We start from the raw sequence: 20,957 nt of genomic DNA, 5'->3' as shown, positions 1-20,957 counted from the left end.
GGTATAACTGTGACGAAAGATGAACTGCGCGCGGAACTTGAGCGCCAGGAGCAACGTTACAAGGATGTTTACGGCGGGGAAGTCACCACCTACGCCGCCCAGCCTGAGCCGGAGCGTAAGCCATGGCGCAAGCGCGCCAGCCTGCTGGACCAGGCATTCGCCCAGGAAATTCAGAAAATCGAGCAGGAACTCAAGACCGAAGAGCCCTGAGTGCTCTTTGGGTTGGGCCCAGGGTTTTGCTGCGTCTGCCGGCCCGCCACCGGACGAGGGCAGCACGCATTAGCCGCCGCTGGTCGGCGCCCTACTGCCGCCAACGAATTTTCATACAAATGTTTCACACATGACGTTTTCGTGACGAAACCGCGTCTTTTCGCGCCCCGGCGTTAAAAATCAAAGACTTGCCAAAGCCCCGAAAACCCTGGGATGCGCCCGTTTCCAGCGGTTTTTTTCCAAGTAGATTGTTACCGATGAGCAGCTAATGCATCGATTACTGAGGTTTTCTGGCATAATCGCGCCCCCTTACGACCGGGTCAGAAAACCTTCATGATCGATTTATTCAGCGGACTGGATGCTTGGGTTCTAGTGAGCCTGTTGCTCGCCCTGGCCTTTGTCCTCGCCTTCGAGTTCATCAATGGCTTTCATGACACCGCTAACGCGGTGGCCACAGTCATCTATACCAAAGCCATGCCGCCACACCTGGCGGTGTTCTTCTCCGGGGTGTTCAATTTCCTCGGCGTGCTGCTCGGTGGTGTGGGTGTCGCCTACGCCATCGTGCATTTGCTGCCGGTGGAGTTGCTGATCAATGTGAACACCGGCCATGGTCTGGCGATGGTCTTCTCGTTGTTGGCGGCGGCAATCACCTGGAACCTGGGCACCTGGTACTTCGGGATCCCGGCCTCCAGCTCCCACACCCTGATCGGCTCGATCCTCGGCGTGGGCCTGGCCAACGCCCTGATCAACGATATTCCCCTGGCTGACGGTGTGAACTGGCAGAAAGCGATCGATATCGGTGCGTCCCTGGTGTTCTCGCCGATGGCCGGTTTCCTGGTCGCAGCCCTGGTGCTGATCGGCCTGAAGTGGTGGCGCCCGCTGTCGAAGATGCACAAGACCCCGGACCAACGCCGCAAGCTTGATGACAAGAAGCACCCGCCGTTCTGGAACCGCCTGGTCCTGGTGATTTCCGCCATGGCCGTGAGCTTCGTACACGGCTCCAACGATGGGCAGAAAGGTATCGGCCTGATCATGCTGGTGCTGATCGGTATCGTGCCGGCGCAGTTCGTGCTCGACCTGGGCAGCACCACCTACCAGATCGAACGGACCCGCGACGCCACTGTGCATCTGAGCCAGTTCTACCAGCGCAATAACGCCACCCTCGGCGAGTTCCTGGCACTGGGCAAAAGCGTGAAGGACGACCTGCCGGGCAAGTTCCAGTGCAACCCGCAGCAGACCGAGCCGACCATCAACGCGCTCGTTGACACGCTCAAAGGTGTATCCGACTACCACTCGTTGAATGCCGACCAGCGCATTGAAGTGCGTCGCTATCTGCTCTGCCTGGACGATACCGCGAAGAAAGTCGGCAAGCTGCCTGGCCTGGATGCGCGTGAGAAGTCCGACCTCGACAAGCTGCGCAAAGATCTGACCGCCACGACCGAGTACGCGCCGTTCTGGGTGATCCTCGCGGTCGCACTGGCCCTGGGCCTGGGCACCATGGTGGGCTGGAAACGCGTGGTACTGACCATCGGTGAGAAGATCGGCAAGCAAGGCATGACCTATGCCCAGGGCATGTCGGCGCAGATCACTACCGCCACCATGATCGGCTTTGCCAATATCTTCGCCCTGCCGGTGTCCACCACCCACGTGTTGTCTTCTGGCGTGGCCGGGACCATGGTCGCCAACAAAAGCGGCCTGCAAGGCGGCACGGTCAAGACCATCCTGATGGCGTGGGTGCTGACCCTGCCGGCAACCGTAGGTCTCTCGGCCGGGTTGTTCTGGCTGGCGTCCAAGGCGCTGGGCAGCTGATAGCAGGCGGCAATGAACAAGGTGCGATTCGCGAGAATCGCACCTTTTTTATGGCCCTGATGATCGTTCCCACGCTCTGCGTGGGAATACGCCCCGTGACGCTCCGCGTCACCCATGCGCAGGCCTCAACAGCGGACGCGGAGCGTCCGAGGCGGCATTCCCACGCAGAGCGTGGGAACGATCGGCCAAAAAAAAAGGCGACCGAAGTCGCCCAAAATGCCTTGCGTGCCCTGTAACCCGGAAAAACTTATGGTTTTTTACGCTTGTGTGCGTCTTTCCAGATAAAAATGCCAAACCCTACAAAAAACAGCACCATGAGGCTTACGGTCAGCACTCCGGCAAATACCACATTATCGATAAACATGACCGGCCTCCTGCACTTGCCCTGTTGCGATAGGGCTAAGTTAATCGAGAAGGCGGATTGGAAAATTGACGGGGATCAATGTCGCCCTCGACGGGGCGTAAAGAAAGGCAATAACTGACCTGCATCAACGGAGGCCAGTTGATTCAACGTTTTTTCGGCTTGTTCTTCGATTTCTTCTTGGCTTTACCCAGGGGCATGGCCTGTTCAAACGCCTGGCGCACTTCATTCAGGCGTTTGTCATTGAGATCATGCACACGCTTGGCGCGCTCGGCATTCAGGTCGATCAGCTTGTCATCATCACTCATGGCTTGGCTTACGTTATGGCGGGAATGTCGCAATAATGCGGCCTCCTCCGCTCGACCGCAAATCAGCTGGCGATCAAACCTCGATATCCACCCACAGGCCCTGGCGCGGCGCGTCTTCAATCAGCGGCGCCACGGGGACAGTATTGTCGGCGTTGAGCAGATCGCCGGGGATCGGCAGGTGCTGCTCGGGATCCTCGCTGGCTTCACGCTGACGCTTTTGCTGCTCTTGCTGACGGCGCTGTTCTTCGCGCAGCAGAAAGGTCGATTGCTCGGCATCGCCTTTTTTCAGGTCGATGGTGCTCTCGTTGGAGCCTTGTTGAACCGGCACCACGGGCGGAATATCCGGCTTCTGGCGTACCGGATCGAGTTGTGACGTGACCGGCACAACGCTGACGGGCAGCATGGGTGGCAACATAATCTTGATTCTCCTGGTCAACAGGCTGTCGGCGCGCCCCAGGGCGACTTGAACATTGGCTGGCCAAGCTGTGACCCAGTCGACACTTATGAGTGCCCGCCACCCGTCGATTCGGCCTGCGGGCCTGGACGCTGACGCAGTAGTTTTTGTCAGAGTACTTTTTGTTAGAGTCCTTGGGCGTGGAGCCTTGTTCCGTTAAGATAGTCGGCTTTTTCACGGCGGGAGTCAGGCAGCATGGCGCAGCAGTATCAACCGGGGCAACGCTGGATTAGTGACAGCGAAGCAGAGCTGGGGTTAGGCACCGTTCTGGCACAGGACGGCCGCTTGTTGACCGTGCTCTATCCGGCCACTGGCGACACCCGCCAGTATGCGCTACGGAATGCGCCCCTCACCCGCGTGAGGTTTTCGCCGGGCGACAGCATCACCCATTTCGAAGGCTGGAAGATGACCGTGCAGGAAGTCGACGACGTCGACGGCCTGCTGGTGTACCACGGCCTCAACGGGCAGAACGAACAGGTCACCCTGCCGGAAACCCAACTGTCCAACTTCATCCAGTTCCGCCTCGCCAGCGACCGCCTGTTCGCCGGGCAGATCGACCCGCTGGCCTGGTTCTCGCTGCGCTACCACACCCTGGAACACACCAGCCGCCAATTGCAGTCCGCACTGTGGGGCCTGGGCGGCGTGCGTGCGCAACCGATTGCCCACCAACTGCACATCGCCCGTGAAGTCGCTGACCGTATCGCGCCACGGGTATTGCTCGCCGACGAAGTGGGCCTGGGCAAGACCATCGAAGCCGGCCTGGTGATCCATCGCCAGCTGCTGTCGGGCCGTGCCAGCCGCGTGCTGATCCTGGTCCCGGAAAACCTGCAGCACCAGTGGCTGGTGGAAATGCGCCGGCGCTTCAACCTGCAGGTTGCGCTGTTCGACGAAGAGCGCTTTATCGAAAGCGATGCCACCAACCCGTTCGAAGACACTCAGCTGGCGCTGGTCGCCCTGGAATGGCTGGTGGACGACGAGAAGGCCCAGGACGCGCTGTTCGCGGCCGGTTGGGACCTGCTGGTGGTCGACGAAGCCCACCACCTGGTGTGGCACGAAGAAAAAGCCAGCGCCGAGTACTCGCTGGTCGAGCAACTCGCCGAAGTGATTCCCGGCGTGTTGCTGCTCACCGCTACGCCGGAACAACTGGGCCAGGACAGCCACTTCGCGCGCCTGCGCCTGCTCGACCCGAACCGTTTCCACGACCTGCACGCCTTCCGCGCCGAGAGCGAGAACTACCGCCCGGTGGCCGAAGCCGTGCAGGAGCTGCTGGACAAGGGCCGCTTGTCGCCCGCCGCGCACAAAACCATCCAGGGTTTCCTCGGCAATGAAGGCGAAGCCTTGCTTACCGCCGTCAACGATGGCGACAGCGAGGCCAGCGCGCGCCTGGTGCGTGAACTGCTCGACCGCCACGGCACCGGCCGCGTGCTGTTTCGCAACACCCGCGCTGCCGTACAGGGGTTCCCCGAGCGGAAACTGCACGCCTACCCGCTGCCTAACCCAGATGAATACATGGAGTTGCCCCTGGGCGAACATGCCGAGCTGTATCCGGAAGTCAGCTTCCAGTCGCAGCCGGACATCGAGGAAGACAACCGCTGGTGGCGCTTCGACCCGCGCGTCGAGTGGCTGATCGACCAGCTGAAAATGCTCAAGCGCACCAAGGTCCTGGTGATCTGCGCCCACGCCGAAACCGCCATGGACCTGGAAGACGCGCTGCGCGTACGCTCCGGCATTCCGGCCACGGTGTTCCACGAAGGCATGAATATCCTCGAGCGCGACCGCGCCGCGGCCTACTTCGCGGATGAAGAGTTCGGCGCCCAGGTGTTGATCTGTTCGGAAATCGGCAGTGAAGGCCGTAACTTCCAGTTCTCCCACCACCTGGTGCTGTTCGACCTGCCGTCGCACCCCGACCTGCTGGAACAGCGCATCGGCCGCCTGGACCGGATCGGCCAGAAACACGTGATCGAACTGCACGTGCCATACCTGGAAACCAGCCCGCAAGAGCGCCTGTTCCAGTGGTACCACGAAGCGCTGAACGCGTTCCTCAACACCTGCCCGACCGGCAACGCCTTGCAGCATCAGTTCGGCCCGCGCCTGCTGCCGCTGCTGGAAAACGCCGACGACGGCGAATGGCAGGCCCTGATCGACGAAGCCCGTGCCGAGCGCGAGCGCCTGGAGCAGGAGCTGCACACCGGGCGCGATCGTTTGCTGGAGCTCAACTCCGGCGGCGCCGGTGAAGGCGATGCGCTGGTCGAAGACATCCTCGAGCAAGACGACCAGTTCGCCCTGCCGATCTATATGGAAACCCTGTTCGACGCTTTCGGCATCGACAGCGAAGACCATTCGGAAAACGCGCTGATCCTCAAGCCCAGCGAGAAGATGCTCGACGCCAGCTTCCCCCTGGGCGACGACGAAGGTGTGACCATCACCTACGACCGTAACCAGGCGCTGTCCCGTGAAGACATGCAGTTCATCACCTGGGAACACCCGATGGTGCAAGGCGGCATGGACCTGGTGCTGTCCGGTTCCATGGGCAACACTGCCGTGGCGCTGATCAAGAACAAGGCGCTCAAGCCGGGCACCGTATTGCTAGAACTGCTGTATGTCAGCGAAGTGGTTGCCCCGCGCTCGCTGCAACTGGGTCGCTACCTGCCACCGGCAGCGCTGCGCTGCCTGCTGGATGCCAACGGCAATGACCTGTCCGGCCGCGTGTCGTTCGTGACCTTGAACGAGCAGTTGGAAAGCGTGCCCCGGGCCAGCGCCAACAAATTCGTGCAGGCCCAGCGCGACCAATTGACGCCGCGCATCAATGCCGGCGAAGAGAAAATCGCCCCGCGTCACGCCGAACGTGTGACCGAGGCCAAGCGTCGCCTGGCGGCAGACACTGACGAAGAGCTGGCGCGCTTGACGGCGCTGCAAGCGGTCAACCCGACCGTACGCGACAGCGAGCTGGTCGCCCTGCGCAACCAGCGCGAGCAAGGCCTGGCCATGCTCGACAAGGCGGCGTTGCGACTGGAAGCGATTCGGGTGTTGGTCGCGGGTTGATCCTGCGCTGAATGAGAGAGGCCCGCGCAATGCGGGCCTTTTTTATTCACTGGCAAATGGCTGTGGCTGTAAGGGCCTCATCGGGGGCAAGCCCCCTCCCACACTCGAATGTATTCACAGTTCAAATGTGGGAGGGGGCTTGCCCCGATAGAGTCACCGCGATCTCAAGCCGTAGCCAACGCCGGCACCTCCACCGCGCTTAACCCCTCTTTCATCCGCTTGGCATCGCGCACAAAACTGCGCGACGCCTGGAATAGAAACAGCATGGTCAAGAACAACGCCACCGGAATCAGGTACATGGCGTCGTGCAAACCTACGGCCTTGTAGGCCTCGGTCATCTGCTCGGCCCCCGCCGCATACATCGCCGCATGCGCAAAGTGATCAGACAGCCCGCCCACCACAATCGGCCCCATGCCCCCGCCCAGCAGATACAAGCCGGCAAAGAACAACGCCATGGCCGTGGCCCGCAGGCGCGGTTCAACCACGTCCTGGATCGCTGTGTACACGCAGGTATAAAAGTTATAGGCAAATAACGAGCCCACACTGAACAGCGCGACGAACACGCCGATCTCGATCCGTCCGGCATGCAATGCCCAGGCGGTGGTGAGCGTGGAGATGATCAGACTGCACGCGGCAAACAGCAGCCGGCCATTGGCGACCCGCTGATGGATCTTGTCGGCAATCCAGCCGCCCAAGGTCAGGCCCACCAGGCCGGTCACACCGACGATGACACCGGTGGCCACCGCTGCGTCCTGCAACGGCATCAGGAAGTAACGCTGCAGCATCGGCACCAGGAACGAGTTGCACGCATAGGTGGCGAAGTTGAAGCACAGCCCGGCCAGCACCAGCCACAGGAAGGTCGGCACCGCGAGTACGCGGCGGATCGGGCGGTCGACGCGTTCCTGGGGCACTTGCACCGTTTCCGCCGCGCCGCGTTTCGGCTCCTTGATATAGAACATGAATACCGCGAGGATCAGCCCCGGTACGGCGGCGATGAAGAACGGCGCCCGCCAGCTGTCGAACGCCTTGACCATCCAGCCGATGGTGAAGAACGCCAGCAACAAGCCCAACGGCAGGCCCAGCATGAAAATGCCCATGGCGCGCGCGCGGCGGTGGGCGGGAAACAGATCGCCAATCAATGAATTGGCGGCGGGGGCATAGCTGGCTTCCCCGATGCCAATGCCCATGCGCACCACCAGGAAGCTCCAGAAACTGCCGGCCAGGCCATTGAGCGCAGTCAGTCCGCTCCAGGCAAACAAGCCCCAGCCCATCAATTTGCTGCGCGAGCCGGTATCGGCCAGGCGCCCCAGCGGTAGCCCGGCGATGGCATAGACGATGGTGAAAGAGGTGCCGATGATGCCGAGCTGAAAGTCGCTCAGGTGCCATTCCATGCGGATCGGCTCGATGATGATCGCGGGAATGGTTCGGTCGAAGAAGTTGAACAGGTTGGCGAGGAACAGCAGGAACAGAATGCGCCAGGCATTCGCCGCTTGGGTCGAGTTCTGCATGGGTCCGTCTCTTTTATTGTTATGAGAGCTGCGATGCCCACTGCATCCTGCTCAGGTATCTGCAACATAGTCAGGCTGGCGGCGCTTGTCTGTAATGATTCGTAAAGCTGATAGGACGTGATTTCACCCGGCATTACGGGGCTTTCCCTACAAAAATATATGTGTGCGCCCCCCTTCCCAATGGCCAGCGCCCGGATAGAATGGCGAGCCTTCCCGCAGTCCCCCCTTACCTATCCTTAATCGATGACGCCCATGTCCGAAGCCAGTCCGTGTCTGAATTGCGGTGCCTGCTGTTCATACTTTCGTGTGTCTTTCTTCTGGGGCGAATGCGCCTCATCGGGCGGCACCGTGCCCGATGACCTGGTGGTGCAGATCAACCCCACCCGCGTGGCGATGATCGGCACCGACCAGAAGCCCGCACGCTGCTGCAGCCTCGTGGGTGAAGTGGGCAAAGGCACGCGCTGTTCAATTTATGAACAGCGCTCAAGCCCCTGCCGCGAGTTCGACGCCTCCTGGAGCCAGGGCGTGCAGAACGCCGATTGCGATGCTGCCCGTGCCGCCTTCGGCCTGGCGCCGCTCGACGAGCCGCTTTTTGAGCTGGATTTGCCCATCAGCGCTTAGCATCAAACGCTATGACTGGCATGCAAAAAGAGTTGTATCAAAGTGCCATTATTCCTGGCAAATCCCGCGAGGCTTCTATACTCGACCTCATAGGTCATCGCCTGAGGCAATGACGCGACACTATGACGGGACACGCTATGGAATGGCTGGGACTGCACTTTTTCACCGACCTTCCAGACAACGGGCACTTATTACTCAATTGCAGTCATAACCCCTTTCTGGTGCTGCTGGCGTACCTGGTCGCCTGCGCGGCCGGCTTTGGCACGCTGGACATGGCCGAGCGCGTCGGTCATGTCGAAGACCCCACCGCCCGCCGTCGCTGGTGTTGGTTGGGCGCCGGTTGCCTGGCGGGCGGTATCTGGTCGACCCACTTCATCAGCATGCTGGCATTCCAGGCCCCCGTCGCCATTCATTACGAATTGCTGATGACCTTCGCCTCGTTGGTGATTGCCCTGATCGCTTCGCTGTTCGCCATGCAAACCCTCAGTCATGCGCACCTGCGGCTCCATCAATACCTGCTGGCCTCGGTGTGGATGGGACTGGGTATCGCGCTGATGCACTACGTCGGCATGTCAGCCATGCGCTCCCAGGCCCAGGCCTACTTCGACTCCGGGCTGCTCATGGCCTCGGTCGCGATTGCCATCGGCGCGAGCCTGGCAGCGTTGTTGCTGTCGAGCTACCTGCGCGACGGTACCGGCGTGTTTCATCAATTGCTCAAGTACGCCGCCAGCCTGGTGCTGGGCGCCGGCATCCTGAGCATGCATTTCACCGGCATGGCGGCCATGCAAATGCTGATACCGGACGGGGCGGATCTGTCGTTGCCCGTCGATAACAATCCGCTGCAACTGAGCCTGTCGGTGGCGACGATCACCTTGCTGGTTATCGGCAGCAGCATCAGCGCAGCGTTGGCCGACAAAAAGCTGCAGCACAAGGAACGCGATTTGCGCCGGGTCAACGCACTGCTCAGCGAGCTGGACCAGGCCCGAGCCTCGTTGCAACAGGTGGCCCATTACGACGCGCTGACCAGCTTGCTCAACCGGCGTGGCTTCAACCAGATCTTCGCGGAAAAGGTCGCGGAAAAAACCGCGACCCGCGGCATGATGGCGGTGATCTTCCTCGACATCGATCATTTCAAGCGCATCAACGACAGCCTTGGGCATGATGCCGGTGACCAGTTGCTCTCCGTGCTGGCCAGCCATATCAAAGGCTCGGTACGCAGCCATGCCGATGTGGTCGCGCGTTTTGGCGGGGATGAATTCTGCATTTTGATCAATATCCATCATCGCGACGAAGCGCGGCACATGGCCCAGCGCATCATGCAAAAAATGAAAGAACCCATCGAGTTGGCAGGCCGACGCATGGTCATGACTACCAGCATCGGTATCAGCCTGTTTCCCGATGATGGCCAAACCTGTGAAGAACTGCTGAAAACCGCCGACCTGGCGCTTTACCAGTCCAAGGACGCTGGCCGCAATAGCCTGCACTTCTTCAGCTCCAACCTCAAAACCCGCGCTTTCCTTGAGCTGCAACTTGAAGAGCAACTGCGCGCGGCCCTGCGCGGGCGCAATGAGTTGGTACTGTTTTATCAGCCGATCTTCGACATGAAGCTCGGCAAGGTCACGCGCCTGGAGGCCCTGGTGCGCTGGCAGCACCCACAACATGGGTTGCTGGCGCCGGACCGGTTTATCGGGATTGCCGAGAATAACGGCTTGATTGCCGAACTGGACCACTGGGTATTGCGCCAGGCTTGTCATGACTTGAGCCTGTTGTCTGATCGCGGCTATAGCGAGTTGACCATGGCCGTGAATTGCTCGGCCCTGAACCTGGCCCGTGATGAACTGGCGGATGAAATCGAAGCGGCCCTGCGCTTTGCCGGCATTGCCGCCAATCGCCTGGAGCTGGAAGTCACCGAAAACGCATTGATGGGCAATATCAGCAGCACCCTGGCCCTGCTGCGGCAAATCCGCGCCTTGGGCGTATCCCTGGCGATCGATGACTTCGGCACCGGCTATTCATCCCTGGCCTACCTCAAGCGCCTGCCGCTCAACACCTTGAAGATCGACCGGACGTTTATCCAGGACATACCCAGGTCCACCGCCGACAGCGAAATTGTCCAGGCCATCATTGCCATGGCTCATACGTTGCACCTGGAGGTGGTGACCGAAGGGGTGGAAACCCAGGCGCAATTCGAGCTGTTGCAGCAGCATGGCTGCGATTTCATTCAGGGTTATTTGCTGAGCCCGGCGGTGGCCCTCAGCGACATCATTGGCGTCATGCAAGGCATGCAGATACGCAACCCACTCCACACATTCAGCGCAGACGGTAATAAAGAGGCGCCGCCGCCAAAAGAACCTGCCCCGGCGTGCATCAGTCCGCCTTCAGTTGTCAGGCCCATCCGCTGACGTGGCAGGCTGCCAGTAGTCAGGCGCCAATACCTTGAAACAATTTCCCAGCCGTTACGCCAGCGCTCCAACTGTTCCCGTGACGTTAACGTCACCGTCACCTGTGACCTTTCTCTACGGCAACGTGCCATCACGGCGGAAGCGGTTACTCCGCTACACACTTGCGCAGGCGCGAGCCGTGCACCTATTTGGCTCGCTGAATTCTTACGCTGCCCTTTCCTGGATCAAAATCCACGGCGAGACCACCACCGCCCACAGGCTCGGGTCACGCGTGACCAAGTCCACCGCCCGCGTCGCAGACACTTCGCCAAGACTCCCCGCAGCCAGCCAGGCAGCGACTTTCTCGCGATTGTCTTCGGCCATCGCTTCGGCCGCTTCGATCAAATCCAGGCCGGCGTCGACCCACAATAGGGCACCCTTGGCAAAGAACGGTTCAAGCTCCTTCCAGGAAATTTCGGCGGTTTCACCGAGCAGCTTGGCATAGAGGGTGCTAGGTTCTTGCGTCATGGGAGTTCACCTGAGTAAAAAATCGGCGCAATCATAACGTCGTGTCTCAGTTGGAAAAACCCAGTAGCAAATAAGCTGGCGATTGAAAGTGTCGGAAAAGCCAAGGAATGCTCGAAAGGCTGGCATTACCCCGCCGCAATTCTGTCTTTTTCTTTCATTTAAGCGACACAACTCGGTTTTGCCCCCAGCAGCCAGCTTTCCAAGCGATCAACCGGCGCTCTACACTGTACCGGTACAGTTGCCAGGGCATCGCCGGGGGATATCCGAGATATCTGATCCGGTTCTGCAGCTCACAAGGCCGCTAGAACTATAAAAAATACAACAGTAAGAGTGGAGCACTATGAATAAGGCTACTAAGCAGATTTCCAAACTGTTTGCCGCTATGGTCCTGGCTGGGGTTGCCGGCCATTCGTTCGCAGCCGACACCATCAAGATCGGCATCGCCGGCCCCAAGACCGGGCCTGTAACGCAATATGGCGACATGCAATTCATGGGTGCCAAGCAGGCCATCGCCGACATCAACGCCAAGGGCGGCGTCGACGGCAAAATGCTTGAAGCCAAGGAATACGACGACGCGTGCGATCCGAAGCAAGCCGTTGCCGTCGCCAACAAAGTGGTCAACGATGGCGTCAAGTTCGTGGTCGGTCACCTTTGCTCCAGCTCCACTCAGCCAGCCTCGGATATCTATGAAGACGAAGGCGTCATCATGATTACCCCGGCGGCCACCAGCCCGGAAATCACCGCCCGTGGCTACAAGCTGATCTTCCGCACCATCGGCCTGGACAGCGCCCAGGGCCCGGCGGCCGGCAACTACATCGCCGACCACGTCAAGCCGAAGATCGTTGCCGTACTGCACGACAAGCAGCAATACGGTGAAGGCATCGCCACCGCCGTCAAGCAGACCCTCGAGAAGAAAGGCACCAAGGTTGCCGTCTTCGAAGGCTTGAACGCCGGCGACAAGGACTTCTCCTCGATCATCCAGAAACTCAAGCAAGCCAACGTCGACTTCGTCTACTACGGCGGCTACCACCCTGAGCTGGGCCTGATCCTGCGCCAAGCCAAGGAAAAAGGCCTGAACGCCAAGTTCATGGGCCCAGAGGGCGTCGGCAACGACTCCATCTCGCAAATCGCCCAGGGCGCTTCCGAAGGCCTGCTGGTGACCCTGCCTAAATCCTTCGACACCGACCCGGCCAACAAAGCCATCGTTGAAGAGTTCGCCAAGAACAAGCAGGACCCAACCGGTCCGTTCGTGTTCCCGGCCTACTCGGCCATCGAAGTGATCGCCGGCGGCATCAAGGCTGCCAAGAGCGAAGACACCGCCAAGGTGGCCGAAGCCATCCACGCGGGTACCTTCAAGACCCCGACCGGCGAGCTGAGCTTCGACGCCAAGGGCGATCTGAAGGACTTCAAATTCGTGGTCTACGAATGGCACTTCGGCAAACCAAAAACCGAAGTTTCCCCTCAGTAAGCCAGGCGTTACTGGTCAACAAGCCCACTGTGAGAGCAGTGGGCTTTGTTTTACGAGGTTTATGGGCCATGTCACCCGCGATCCGGGCGCTGGCTCACCTGAAAATCTTAAAACCGTCACCAGCGGTTCGCTGGCAAACGCTTTGTGCAAATGTGCTCGCAGAACACAGCGCAGGGCCGGAACATGACTCCACCAGTGAAATGCGTATCGGGTTTTTAGGAGCGCTGTAATGCCTGAGATCTATCATTTTTTCCAACAGCTGGTTAATGGCCTGACCATTGGCAGCACCTACGCCTTGATAGCCATTGGCTACACAATGGTTTACGGCATCATTGGAATGATCAACTTCGCCCATGGCGAGGTGTACATGATTGGTTCCTACGTGGCCTTCATCGCCCTTGCCGGGCTGGCCATGATGGGTATCCACTCCCTGCCGCTGTTGATGACCGCTGCGTTCCTGGCATCGATCGTCGTGACCAGTGCCTATGGCTACAGTATCGAGCGCGTTGCCTACCGCCCCTTGCGCGGCAGCAACCGGTTGATCCCGCTGATTTCCGCCATCGGCATGTCGATTTTCCTGCAGAACACCGTATTGCTGTCCCAGGACTCCAAGGACAAGTCCATTCCCAACCTGATCCCAGGGAGCTTCTCCTTCGGCCCAGGTGGTGCGCAAGAAGTGCTGATTTCCTACATGCAGATCCTGGTCTTTGTCGTCACCCTGGTGGCGATGCTCGGCCTCACGCTGTTCATTTCCCGCTCTCGTCTGGGACGCGCCTGCCGGGCCTGCGCCGAAGACATCAAGATGGCCAACCTGTTGGGCATCAACACCAATAACATTATTGCCCTGACCTTCGTGATCGGTGCCGCGCTGGCCGCAGTCGCCGCCGTGTTGCTGAGCATGCAGTACGGCGTGATCAACCCCAACGCTGGTTTCCTGGTGGGGCTCAAGGCCTTTACCGCAGCGGTACTGGGCGGCATCGGCAGTATTCCGGGCGCCATGCTCGGTGGGCTGGTGCTGGGCGTGGCCGAAGCCTTTGGCGCCGATATCTTCGGTGACCAGTACAAGGACGTCGTGGCGTTCGGCTTGTTGGTCCTGGTGTTGTTGTTCCGTCCGACCGGCATCCTGGGCCGTCCGGAGGTTGAGAAAGTATGAGCAGATATCTTAAATCGGCGTTTTTCAGCGCCTTGCTGGTGTGGGCCGTGGCCTTCCCGGTACTCGGCCTCAAGCTGAGCATTGTCGGCATCAACCTGGAAGTGCATGGCACCGGCCCTGTGACCCTAACCATCATCGCCCTGTGCTCGGTGCTGATGTTCCTGCGCGTGCTGTTCACCCAGCAGGTCGGCGCCCTGTTCAAGGGCAACCGTGCGCCGTTGGTGTCGCCCAAGGTCAGCCAATTCCTGACCCTGCCGCGCACCCAGCGCTACATCATCATCGGCCTGATCGTGGCCGCGTTGATCTGGCCGTTCTTCGGCTCGCGCGGTGCAGTCGACATCGCCACCCTGATCCTGATCTACGTGTTGCTGGGCCTGGGCCTGAACATCGTGGTGGGCCTGGCCGGCCTGCTCGACCTGGGTTATGTGGGCTTCTATGCGGTGGGTGCCTACACCTACGCGCTGCTGTCGCACTACCTGGGCTGGAGCTTCTGGGTCTGCCTGCCACTCGCTGGCCTGATGGCGGCCACGTTCGGCTTCCTGCTGGGCTTCCCGGTGTTGCGTTTGCGCGGTGACTACCTGGCGATCGTGACCCTGGGCTTCGGTGAAATCATCCGTCTGTTCCTGCGTAACCTCACCGATATCACCGGCGGCCCCAACGGCATCAGCAGCATCCCCAAGCCAACGTTCTTCGGGCTGTCGTTCGACCGCACCGCCGCAGAGGGCATGCAGACTTTCCACGAGTACTTCGGGATTGCCTACAACCCGGTGAGCAAAGTGGTGTTCCTGTACCTGGTTGCCCTATTGCTGGCACTGGCGGCACTGTTCGTGATCAACCGCCTGCTGCGCATGCCGATTGGCCGCGCGTGGGAAGCGCTGCGCGAAGATGAAATCGCCTGCCGTGCACTGGGCATGAACCCGACAGTCATCAAACTTTCGGCCTTCACCCTTGGGGCAACCTTCGCCGGTTTCGCTGGCAGCTTCTTCGCCGCACGCCAAGGCCTGGTGACCCCGGAGTCGTTCACGTTCATCGAGTCGGCGATCATCCTCGCCATCGTGGTACTGGGTGGCATGGGCTCGCAGCTGGGTGTGATTCTGGCCGCGATCGTGATGATCCTGCTGCCGGAAATGATGCGAGAGTTCAGCGAGTACCGCATGTTGATGTTCGGCGCCATGATGGTGCTGATGATGATCTGGCGCCCCCAAGGCCTGCTGCCCATGCAACGTCCACACATGGAGCTGCGCAAATGAGCCGCGAGATCCTGAAAGTCGAAAATCTGAGCATGCGCTTCGGCGGCTTGCTCGCAGTCAACGGCGTCGCCCTGACCGTCAAAGAGAAGCAGGTCGTCGCGCTGATCGGCCCCAATGGCGCCGGCAAGACCACGGTGTTCAACTGCCTCACCGGTTTCTACAAGCCGAGCGGCGGCAGTATCCTGCTGGACGGCCAGCCGATCCAGGGCCTGGCCGGTCACGAGATCGCCCGCAAGGGCGTGGTGCGCACGTTCCAGAATGTGCGCTTGTTCAAGGACATGACAGCGGTCGAGAACTTGTTGATCGCCCAACACCGTCACCTGAACACCAACTTCTTCGCAGGCCTGTTCAAGACCCCGGCGTTCCGCAAGAGCGAGCGCGAAGCCATGGAGTACGCGGCGTATTGGCTGGACAAGGTCAATCTCACCGAGTTTGCCAACCGCCCGGCCGGCACCCTGGCCTATGGTCAGCAACGTCGCCTGGAAATCGCCCGCTGCATGATGACCCGTCCACGGATCCTGATGCTCGACGAACCGGCAGCGGGCTTGAACCCCAAGGAAACCGAAGACCTCAAGGCGCTTATCGGCGTGTTGCGTGAGGAAAACAATGCCACCGTGCTGTTGATCGAACACGATATGAAACTGGTCATGAGCATTTCCGACCATATCGTGGTGATCAACCAGGGCACGCCGCTCGCCGACGGGACGCCGGAGCAGATCCGCGACAATCCCGAAGTGATCAAAGCCTATCTGGGGGAAGCGTAAAATGCTGCAATTCGAAAACGTTTCCACTTTCTACGGCAAGATCCAGGCCCTGCACAGCGTCAACGTGGAAGTGCGTCAGGGCGAGATCGTGACCCTGATCGGCGCCAACGGCGCTGGCAAGTCGACGTTGCTGATGACCCTGTGCGGCTCGCCCCAGGCCCACAGCGGCAGCATCCGCTACATGGGTGAAGAGCTGGTGGGCAAGCACTCCGCCGAAATCATGCGCAAGAGCATTGCGGTGGTACCGGAAGGCCGTCGCGTGTTTTCGCGCCTGACCGTGGAAGAGAACCTGGCCATGGGTGGGTTCTTTACCGACAAGGGCGATTACCAGGAACAGATGGACAAGGTGCTGCACCTGTTCCCTCGGCTCAAGGAGCGCTTCAGCCAGCGCGGCGGCACCATGTCCGGCGGCGAGCAGCAAATGCTCGCCATCGGGCGGGCGTTGATGAGCAAGCCCAAGCTGTTGCTGTTGGACGAGCCGTCCCTGGGCCTGGCACCGATCATCATCCAGCAGATCTTCGACATCATTGAGCAACTGCGCAAGGACGGGGTAACGGTGTTTTTGGTGGAACAGAACGCCAACCAGGCCCTGAAAATTGCCGACCGGGCCTACGTGCTGGAAAACGGCCGGGTGGTGATGCAAGGCACTGGCGAGCAGTTGCTGACCGATCCGAAGGTGCGTGAGGCCTACCTGGGCGGTTAAAACGGTTGCTGGATGAACCGGTACTCAATGTGGGAGGGGGCTTGCCCCCGATAGCGGTGGGTCAGTTGATAACTATATTGACTGACACTCAGCCATCGGGGGCAAGCCCCCTCCCACATTTGCTTTGTGTGATCCTTAAACCCGCGTTTTCTAAATTTTTTCCGGCTGGCTTGTAACGAAGTTCGTCCCCCTCTCTCTAGTGGTGCAAGCAGGCAATCAAGCTTGCCAACTCAACCACTGCTGGAGATACCCCATGACCACCAAACTGTCCGCTGCCGCCCTCCTCCTGGCCCTCGGTTCGACCCTGAGCCTGTCCGCCCTGACCACCACCGCCCATGCTGCCGACGACATGCAGAAATGCTTCGGTATCGCCGAGGCCGGCAAGAACGACTGCGCCGCCGGCGCTGGCACCTCGTGCGCCGGTACGTCCAAAACCAAGGACCAGGCCAACGCCTGGAAACTGGTCCCAGCCGGTACCTGCCTGAAAACCCCAAGCACGACCTCGCCGACCGGTTTCGGCCAGGAAGCCGCTTTCACCGCAAAGTCCTGAAGCCCAGCGCGACCTGAGTACTGATGATGACCCTTTCATCCCTGCAAGCCGTCTCCCAGGCTCAGGCATCCGGCCTGCCGCGTCGGGCCGGATTGGGACTTAAGACCCAGCACTTCACTGAAGTGCTCGGCTCTTCACCAGACATTGGTTTCTTTGAAGTGCACGCCGAAAACTACATGGTCGCCGGCGGCCCTTTTCACCATTACCTGGGGTTGATCCGCGAACGCTACCCACTGTCGTTGCACGGCGTGGGCCTCTCCATCGGTGGCGAAGGTCCGCTCAACCCTGAGCACCTGGCACGGTTGGCCGGGCTGATCGAACGCTATCAACCCCACTCATTTTCCGAACACCTAGCCTGGTCCAGCCACGGCGCGGTGTTTCTCAATGACCTGCTGCCCCTGGCCTACGATGCACAAACCCTGGCGCGCGTAGCCGAGCACATAGACCAAGTGCAAAGCGCGCTCAAGCGGCCGATGCTATTGGAGAACCCGTCGACCTATGTGCAATTTCAACGCTCCACCCTGGACGAAGCGGACTTCATCAACGAAGTCATTCGGCGCACCGGCTGCGGTTTGCTGCTGGACGTGAATAACGTCTACGTGTCGTGCATCAACCATCAGCGCGATCCTCTGGCCTACATCGATGCCTTACCTTTGCATGCCGTCGGCGAGATACATCTGGCCGGGTTTGCCGAAGACACCGACAGCCTGGGCGACAGACTGCTTATCGATGATCACGGTGCGCCGATCGATGCTGCGGTGTGGCAGCTATACGAACAGTTGCTCAAACGCACGGGGCCGGTCGCCACGCTGATCGAACGGGATAACCAGGTGCCGAGCTTCAGCACGCTGCACGCCGAGGCCAGGCACGCCGAATGGTATTTGTCGCAGGTGATGTCATGAGCCTTCAGGACGCGTTCACCAACGCCCTGCTCGCGGCGCACGGTTCCTGCCCGGAGGGGGTGTTCAGCAGTAACGGCGCCGACCCCGCCAGCCGCTTTGCGGTGTATCGCAATAACGTCCACAGTTCGTTGATCAATGCCCTGGCGGCCAGTTATCCCGTGACGCTGCAGCTGGTGGGCGATGAGTTTTTCCGCGCCATGGCTGGCGTTTTCGTCCACGACAACCCGCCCACCAGCCCGCTGATCAACGCGTACGGCAGCACATTGGCCGAGTTTATCCAGGCATTCGCACCGGCCGCCAGCGTGCCTTACCTGGCGGATGTCGCGCGGCTGGAGCGCCTGCGGGTGCGTGCTTATCACGCGCCCGACATTCCGGCGCTGTGCCAGCACGCTGTTCTCCAGCATCTGCAAGGTCAATCAGGCGTAGCGCGGTTGAGCCTGACGCTGCATCCATCGCTCGCCACCTTGAGCTCTGCTTACGCGGTCGTGACGGTATGGGCCGCGCACCAGGCGGACGGCGACCTCGCTGGCTTGACCCCGTGGCCTGCCCAGAACGCGCTGGTGTTGCGCCACGGGTTGGCGGTCAAGGTCTTCGTCATCGACAGCGGCTCGGTGGCCTTTATCAACTGCCTGAACCAAGGCGCGAGACTGGAGATGGCGGTGGAGCATGCCTTGCAGGCCTCCTCCGAATTCGATCTGCATCGGTGCCTGACGCTGTTGATCAGCCACGACGCCATTACTCATTTACACCTGGAACCCAAGGTATCGCCATGAACAATTCCGCCGCCAGCCTGCTGAAACAGGCCATCGCACTTTTTGAAAAAATTCCCTACAGCCTGATCGCCTTTATCGCGCGCTTCTCTATCGCGGCGGTGTTCTGGAAATCCGGACAAACCAAAGTCGAAGGGTTTGCCATTGATCTGATCAGCGGCACCTTCCAACTCGGCGCCCCCAAACTGGCCGCCTCGACCTTGCCGTTATTTCGCAGCGAATACCATGTGCCGCTGTTGTCACCCGAAGTCGCCGCGCACCTGGCAGCGTTTGCCGAGCACTTTTTCCCGGTGCTGATCCTGCTGGGATTCGCCACGCGATTCTCGGCCCTTGCCTTGATCGGCATGACCCTGACCATTCAGTTGTTTGTCTATCCGGACGCCTACCCGACCCATGGCACCTGGATCGCGCTGTTACTGCTGCTGGTGGCCAAGGGCCCGGGCCGGCTGTCCATCGACCACTGGATCGCCCGTCACTCCCGCTGAAGACGGTCCAGGGCCGCGCCGCTGCGCTTGAACCAGTCCACCAAATAGTCGGCCAGTACCTGGGTGCGCCGCGGCAGGCCACCTTGATAGGGATGCACCAGGTACATCGGCTGGCTGCGCGTTTGATAATCGCGCAGCAGCCAGCGCAATCGACCCTCCGCCAATTCCGTCGGTAGCAGGTAGGACGGCAGGCGCGCGATACCGGCGCCCACCAATGCGGCCTTCTTCAAGAGGTTGTAGTGATTGGACGCGAAAGTGCCACTGACCCGCACCCGCAACAGCTCATGCTGCTGGTGGTACAGCCACTCCTCGCGGCCGCTGTAGTGACTGTTGAGCAAACAGGTATGGCCCGCCAGCTCCGCCGGATGCAGCGGTTCACCGTGCTGTTCCAGATAGGCCGGACTGGCGCAGGTCATCTCGTGCCAGGCCAGCAGCGGCTTGATCACCAGGCGCTCATTCTCGATGGCACCCGAGCGTACGCCCAGATCGAAGCCATCCCGCGCCAGATCACGATAGTTGTTATTGAGCTCCAGTTCGATCTGCACCTGTGGGTAGTGCTTGGAAAATTCCAGCAACAAGCCATCGAAGAAGGTTTCTCCCAATGACACCGGAACCGTCATACGTACTGGCCCGGCCAAATCATCCTTGAGTCGGGCCAAAGCCTGACGCGCACGCTCCACTTGCACCACCAGCGCCTGTGCCTGGGGCAGCAAGGCCGCGCCTGCGGCGGTCAGGCTCAGCTTGCGCGTGGTGCGATGCAACAGCACCACGGCGTACTGCGCTTCGAGCTGGCTGATTCGCTTGGACAATTGGCCCTTGCTGCACCCCAGTTGCTCCGACGCCACGGTGAAACTGCCGGCTTCGATCAACACCGCGAAGGCCGCCAAGTCATCCATTTCGCTCATGGATTGTTTCCAACTGAAAACCAAAGGTTGCCTATTAGCAGGTTTATCCGCTGAAAAAGCCACCCTAGACTCAACCTTCACCCACCCCCTGAAGGAGCAGCACGATGAAAATTCTTTTAATTGGTGCCAACGGCACGATCGGTTCAGCGGTCAAGGCAGAGCTGGCGAAGCGTCACGAGGTGATCGCCATCGGCCGCCACAGCGGCGACTTCCACGTCGATATCAGCGACAGCGCCTCGATTCGCACACTGTTCGAGCAGACCGGCACGTTCGACGCGCTGGTTTGCGCGGCGGGCAGCGTGAACTTCGTGGCGCTGGGCGACATGAACGAAACCGACTTCGAACTGGGCCTGCGGGACAAGCTGATGGGCCAAGTCAACCTGCTGCTCATCGGCCGGGAGTTCGCTAATGACGGCGCGTCGTTTACCTTTACCAGCGGCATTTTGAACCGTGATCCGATTCGCACCGGCGCCTCTGCTGCGCTGGTCAACGGCGCGCTGGACGCCTTTGTCAAAGCAGCAGCAATTGAACTGCCACGCGGCTTGCGCATTAATTGCGTGAGCCCGACGGTGCTGGTGGAAGCCATGGGCAGCTATGCGCCGTATTTCCGTGGATTCAAACCGGTTGCTGGCGCTGAAGTGGCCTTGGCCTATGCAAAAAGTGTCGAAGGCTTACAGACCGGTCAGACCTTTGTCGTGAGCTGAGTTGCAGGTCTGTAAGAATCGCCTGAAGCTGGGCCGCGGGCTTGTGATGCGGCGCGAGCCTGCGTAACGTGGCGGCACTTG

21 protein-coding genes are annotated in these 20,957 nt (G+C 60.3%); 15 read left to right on the top strand and 6 right to left on the bottom strand.

All coding sequences use genetic code 11. From position 1 onward, the window contains the following. The first annotated feature begins 9 nt into the window (after positions 1-9). Positions 10-210, top strand: coding sequence for a hypothetical protein (locus C4J89_RS06695; RefSeq protein WP_003189295.1), 201 nt, complete (start codon positions 10-12; stop codon positions 208-210). A 333-nt stretch (positions 211-543) separates the two neighbouring features. Beyond that, positions 544-2,019 (top strand): inorganic phosphate transporter, encoded by a 1,476-nt coding sequence (locus tag C4J89_RS06690; RefSeq protein ID WP_124361665.1) that lies wholly within the window; start codon positions 544-546, stop codon positions 2,017-2,019. Positions 2,020-2,266: 247 nt separating this feature from the next. Here C4J89_RS06690 and ccoM read toward each other — a convergent pair whose 3' ends face one another. The 3 genes from ccoM to C4J89_RS06680 form a co-directional block, all read right to left on the bottom strand. After that, positions 2,267-2,383, bottom strand: coding sequence for a cytochrome c oxidase subunit CcoM (ccoM, locus tag C4J89_RS27310; protein ID WP_034096309.1), 117 nt, complete (start codon positions 2,381-2,383; stop codon positions 2,267-2,269). A 143-nt stretch (positions 2,384-2,526) separates the two neighbouring features. Beyond that, a complete protein-coding gene (locus C4J89_RS26875) occupies positions 2,527-2,688 on the bottom strand; it encodes a hypothetical protein (RefSeq protein ID WP_090408332.1) in 162 nt (53 codons plus the stop codon). 73 nt (positions 2,689-2,761) lie between these two features. Continuing rightward, entirely contained in the window at positions 2,762-3,103 is a 342-nt protein-coding gene (locus C4J89_RS06680; protein WP_124361664.1) for an aspartate-semialdehyde dehydrogenase, read from the bottom strand. A gap of 234 nt (positions 3,104-3,337) precedes the next feature. On the opposite strand from C4J89_RS06680, the gene rapA reads away from it, so the two are divergent. After that, positions 3,338-6,184: an RNA polymerase-associated protein RapA gene (gene rapA / locus C4J89_RS06675; RefSeq protein WP_124414043.1), complete on the top strand. Its 2,847-nt coding sequence runs from the start codon at positions 3,338-3,340 to the stop codon at positions 6,182-6,184. Positions 6,185-6,348: 164 nt separating this feature from the next. Here the strand turns inward: rapA and C4J89_RS06670 are convergent, their stop codons facing one another. Beyond that, positions 6,349-7,692 (bottom strand): MFS transporter, encoded by a 1,344-nt coding sequence (locus C4J89_RS06670; protein WP_124414042.1) that lies wholly within the window; start codon positions 7,690-7,692, stop codon positions 6,349-6,351. A 252-nt stretch (positions 7,693-7,944) separates the two neighbouring features. On the opposite strand from C4J89_RS06670, the gene C4J89_RS06665 reads away from it, so the two are divergent. Together C4J89_RS06665 and C4J89_RS06660 are read left to right on the top strand one after the other, a co-directional pair. After that, complete coding sequence (locus tag C4J89_RS06665) at positions 7,945-8,313, top strand: YkgJ family cysteine cluster protein (protein WP_124414041.1); 369 nt, start codon at positions 7,945-7,947, stop codon at positions 8,311-8,313. A gap of 137 nt (positions 8,314-8,450) precedes the next feature. Then, positions 8,451-10,715, top strand: a complete 2,265-nt coding sequence (locus C4J89_RS06660) for a bifunctional diguanylate cyclase/phosphodiesterase (RefSeq protein ID WP_124414040.1) — start codon at positions 8,451-8,453, stop codon at positions 10,713-10,715. Positions 10,716-10,919: 204 nt separating this feature from the next. Here the strand turns inward: C4J89_RS06660 and C4J89_RS06655 are convergent, their stop codons facing one another. Continuing rightward, positions 10,920-11,222 carry a DUF2288 domain-containing protein gene (locus C4J89_RS06655; RefSeq protein WP_124361659.1) on the bottom strand — a complete coding sequence of 101 codons (303 nt, stop codon included), beginning with the start codon at positions 11,220-11,222 and terminating at the stop codon, positions 10,920-10,922. A gap of 340 nt (positions 11,223-11,562) precedes the next feature. Here C4J89_RS06655 and C4J89_RS06645 point away from each other — a divergent pair, with 340 nt between their 5' ends. The 9 genes from C4J89_RS06645 (at position 11,563) to C4J89_RS06605 (ending at position 19,267) form a co-directional block, all read left to right on the top strand. Beyond that, on the top strand, positions 11,563-12,690 hold the full coding sequence (locus C4J89_RS06645) for a branched-chain amino acid ABC transporter substrate-binding protein (RefSeq protein ID WP_027604422.1): 1,128 nt from the start codon (positions 11,563-11,565) through the stop codon (positions 12,688-12,690). Positions 12,691-12,919: 229 nt separating this feature from the next. Next, positions 12,920-13,843, top strand: coding sequence for a high-affinity branched-chain amino acid ABC transporter permease LivH (gene livH, locus C4J89_RS06640; RefSeq protein ID WP_003231100.1), 924 nt, complete (start codon positions 12,920-12,922; stop codon positions 13,841-13,843). Then, complete coding sequence (locus tag C4J89_RS06635) at positions 13,840-15,093, top strand: high-affinity branched-chain amino acid ABC transporter permease LivM (RefSeq protein ID WP_124361657.1); 1,254 nt, start codon at positions 13,840-13,842, stop codon at positions 15,091-15,093. The genes livH and C4J89_RS06635 overlap by 4 nt, the downstream gene beginning before the upstream one ends. Beyond that, positions 15,090-15,857, top strand: a complete 768-nt coding sequence (gene livG, locus C4J89_RS06630) for a high-affinity branched-chain amino acid ABC transporter ATP-binding protein LivG (RefSeq protein ID WP_027604424.1) — start codon at positions 15,090-15,092, stop codon at positions 15,855-15,857. Before C4J89_RS06635 ends, livG begins: the two co-directional genes overlap by 4 nt. A gap of 1 nt (position 15,858) precedes the next feature. After that, positions 15,859-16,560, top strand: coding sequence for an ABC transporter ATP-binding protein (locus tag C4J89_RS27380; RefSeq protein ID WP_065932826.1), 702 nt, complete (start codon positions 15,859-15,861; stop codon positions 16,558-16,560). Between the two features lie 253 nt (positions 16,561-16,813). After that, entirely contained in the window at positions 16,814-17,110 is a 297-nt protein-coding gene (locus C4J89_RS06620) for a DUF2282 domain-containing protein (RefSeq protein ID WP_124361656.1), read from the top strand. Between the two features lie 23 nt (positions 17,111-17,133). Continuing rightward, the gene (locus C4J89_RS06615) at positions 17,134-18,012 is read left to right on the top strand and encodes a DUF692 domain-containing protein (RefSeq protein ID WP_124414039.1); all 879 of its coding nucleotides are present in this window, start codon (positions 17,134-17,136) and stop codon (positions 18,010-18,012) included. After that, the gene (locus C4J89_RS06610) at positions 18,009-18,785 is read left to right on the top strand and encodes a DNA-binding domain-containing protein (RefSeq protein ID WP_124414038.1); all 777 of its coding nucleotides are present in this window, start codon (positions 18,009-18,011) and stop codon (positions 18,783-18,785) included. The genes C4J89_RS06615 and C4J89_RS06610 overlap by 4 nt, the downstream gene beginning before the upstream one ends. Next, positions 18,782-19,267, top strand: coding sequence for a DoxX family protein (locus C4J89_RS06605; RefSeq protein ID WP_124361653.1), 486 nt, complete (start codon positions 18,782-18,784; stop codon positions 19,265-19,267). The genes C4J89_RS06610 and C4J89_RS06605 overlap by 4 nt, the downstream gene beginning before the upstream one ends. On the opposite strand, the gene C4J89_RS06600 is transcribed toward C4J89_RS06605, so the two are convergent. Continuing rightward, positions 19,255-20,172 (bottom strand): LysR family transcriptional regulator, encoded by a 918-nt coding sequence (locus C4J89_RS06600; protein ID WP_124414037.1) that lies wholly within the window; start codon positions 20,170-20,172, stop codon positions 19,255-19,257. The genes C4J89_RS06605 and C4J89_RS06600 overlap by 13 nt on opposite strands. Positions 20,173-20,276: 104 nt before the next feature. Here C4J89_RS06600 and C4J89_RS06595 point away from each other — a divergent pair, with 104 nt between their 5' ends. After that, positions 20,277-20,876, top strand: coding sequence for a short chain dehydrogenase (locus tag C4J89_RS06595; RefSeq protein ID WP_124414036.1), 600 nt, complete (start codon positions 20,277-20,279; stop codon positions 20,874-20,876). Positions 20,877-20,957: the final 81 nt, after the last annotated feature.

The sequence above is a fragment of the Pseudomonas sp. R4-35-07 genome (genome assembly GCF_003852235.1).
GTDB lineage: Bacteria > Pseudomonadota > Gammaproteobacteria > Pseudomonadales > Pseudomonadaceae > Aquipseudomonas.
The sequence above is the reverse complement of the archived record's forward strand: the minus strand, read 5'-3'. Positions and strand labels throughout refer to the sequence as shown.

Excerpts from the sequence above, each read along its gene's own strand:
- C4J89_RS06690 (WP_124361665.1), top strand. The coding sequence starts at position 544 with ATGATCGATTTATTCAGCGGACTGGATGCTTGGGTTCTAGTGAGCCTG.
- ccoM (WP_034096309.1), bottom strand. The coding sequence starts at position 2,383 with ATGTTTATCGATAATGTGGTATTTGCCGGAGTGCTGACCGTAAGCCTC.
- C4J89_RS26875 (WP_090408332.1), bottom strand. The coding sequence starts at position 2,688 with ATGAGTGATGATGACAAGCTGATCGACCTGAATGCCGAGCGCGCCAAG.
- C4J89_RS06680 (WP_124361664.1), bottom strand. The coding sequence starts at position 3,103 with ATGTTGCCACCCATGCTGCCCGTCAGCGTTGTGCCGGTCACGTCACAA.
- rapA (WP_124414043.1), top strand. The coding sequence starts at position 3,338 with ATGGCGCAGCAGTATCAACCGGGGCAACGCTGGATTAGTGACAGCGAA.
- C4J89_RS06670 (WP_124414042.1), bottom strand. The coding sequence starts at position 7,692 with ATGCAGAACTCGACCCAAGCGGCGAATGCCTGGCGCATTCTGTTCCTG.
- C4J89_RS06665 (WP_124414041.1), top strand. The coding sequence starts at position 7,945 with ATGTCCGAAGCCAGTCCGTGTCTGAATTGCGGTGCCTGCTGTTCATAC.
- C4J89_RS06660 (WP_124414040.1), top strand. The coding sequence starts at position 8,451 with ATGGAATGGCTGGGACTGCACTTTTTCACCGACCTTCCAGACAACGGG.
- C4J89_RS06655 (WP_124361659.1), bottom strand. The coding sequence starts at position 11,222 with ATGACGCAAGAACCTAGCACCCTCTATGCCAAGCTGCTCGGTGAAACC.
- C4J89_RS06645 (WP_027604422.1), top strand. The coding sequence starts at position 11,563 with ATGAATAAGGCTACTAAGCAGATTTCCAAACTGTTTGCCGCTATGGTC.
- livH (WP_003231100.1), top strand. The coding sequence starts at position 12,920 with ATGCCTGAGATCTATCATTTTTTCCAACAGCTGGTTAATGGCCTGACC.
- C4J89_RS06635 (WP_124361657.1), top strand. The coding sequence starts at position 13,840 with ATGAGCAGATATCTTAAATCGGCGTTTTTCAGCGCCTTGCTGGTGTGG.
- livG (WP_027604424.1), top strand. The coding sequence starts at position 15,090 with ATGAGCCGCGAGATCCTGAAAGTCGAAAATCTGAGCATGCGCTTCGGC.
- C4J89_RS27380 (WP_065932826.1), top strand. The coding sequence starts at position 15,859 with ATGCTGCAATTCGAAAACGTTTCCACTTTCTACGGCAAGATCCAGGCC.
- C4J89_RS06620 (WP_124361656.1), top strand. The coding sequence starts at position 16,814 with ATGACCACCAAACTGTCCGCTGCCGCCCTCCTCCTGGCCCTCGGTTCG.
- C4J89_RS06615 (WP_124414039.1), top strand. The coding sequence starts at position 17,134 with ATGATGACCCTTTCATCCCTGCAAGCCGTCTCCCAGGCTCAGGCATCC.
- C4J89_RS06610 (WP_124414038.1), top strand. The coding sequence starts at position 18,009 with ATGAGCCTTCAGGACGCGTTCACCAACGCCCTGCTCGCGGCGCACGGT.
- C4J89_RS06605 (WP_124361653.1), top strand. The coding sequence starts at position 18,782 with ATGAACAATTCCGCCGCCAGCCTGCTGAAACAGGCCATCGCACTTTTT.
- C4J89_RS06600 (WP_124414037.1), bottom strand. The coding sequence starts at position 20,172 with ATGAGCGAAATGGATGACTTGGCGGCCTTCGCGGTGTTGATCGAAGCC.
- C4J89_RS06595 (WP_124414036.1), top strand. The coding sequence starts at position 20,277 with ATGAAAATTCTTTTAATTGGTGCCAACGGCACGATCGGTTCAGCGGTC.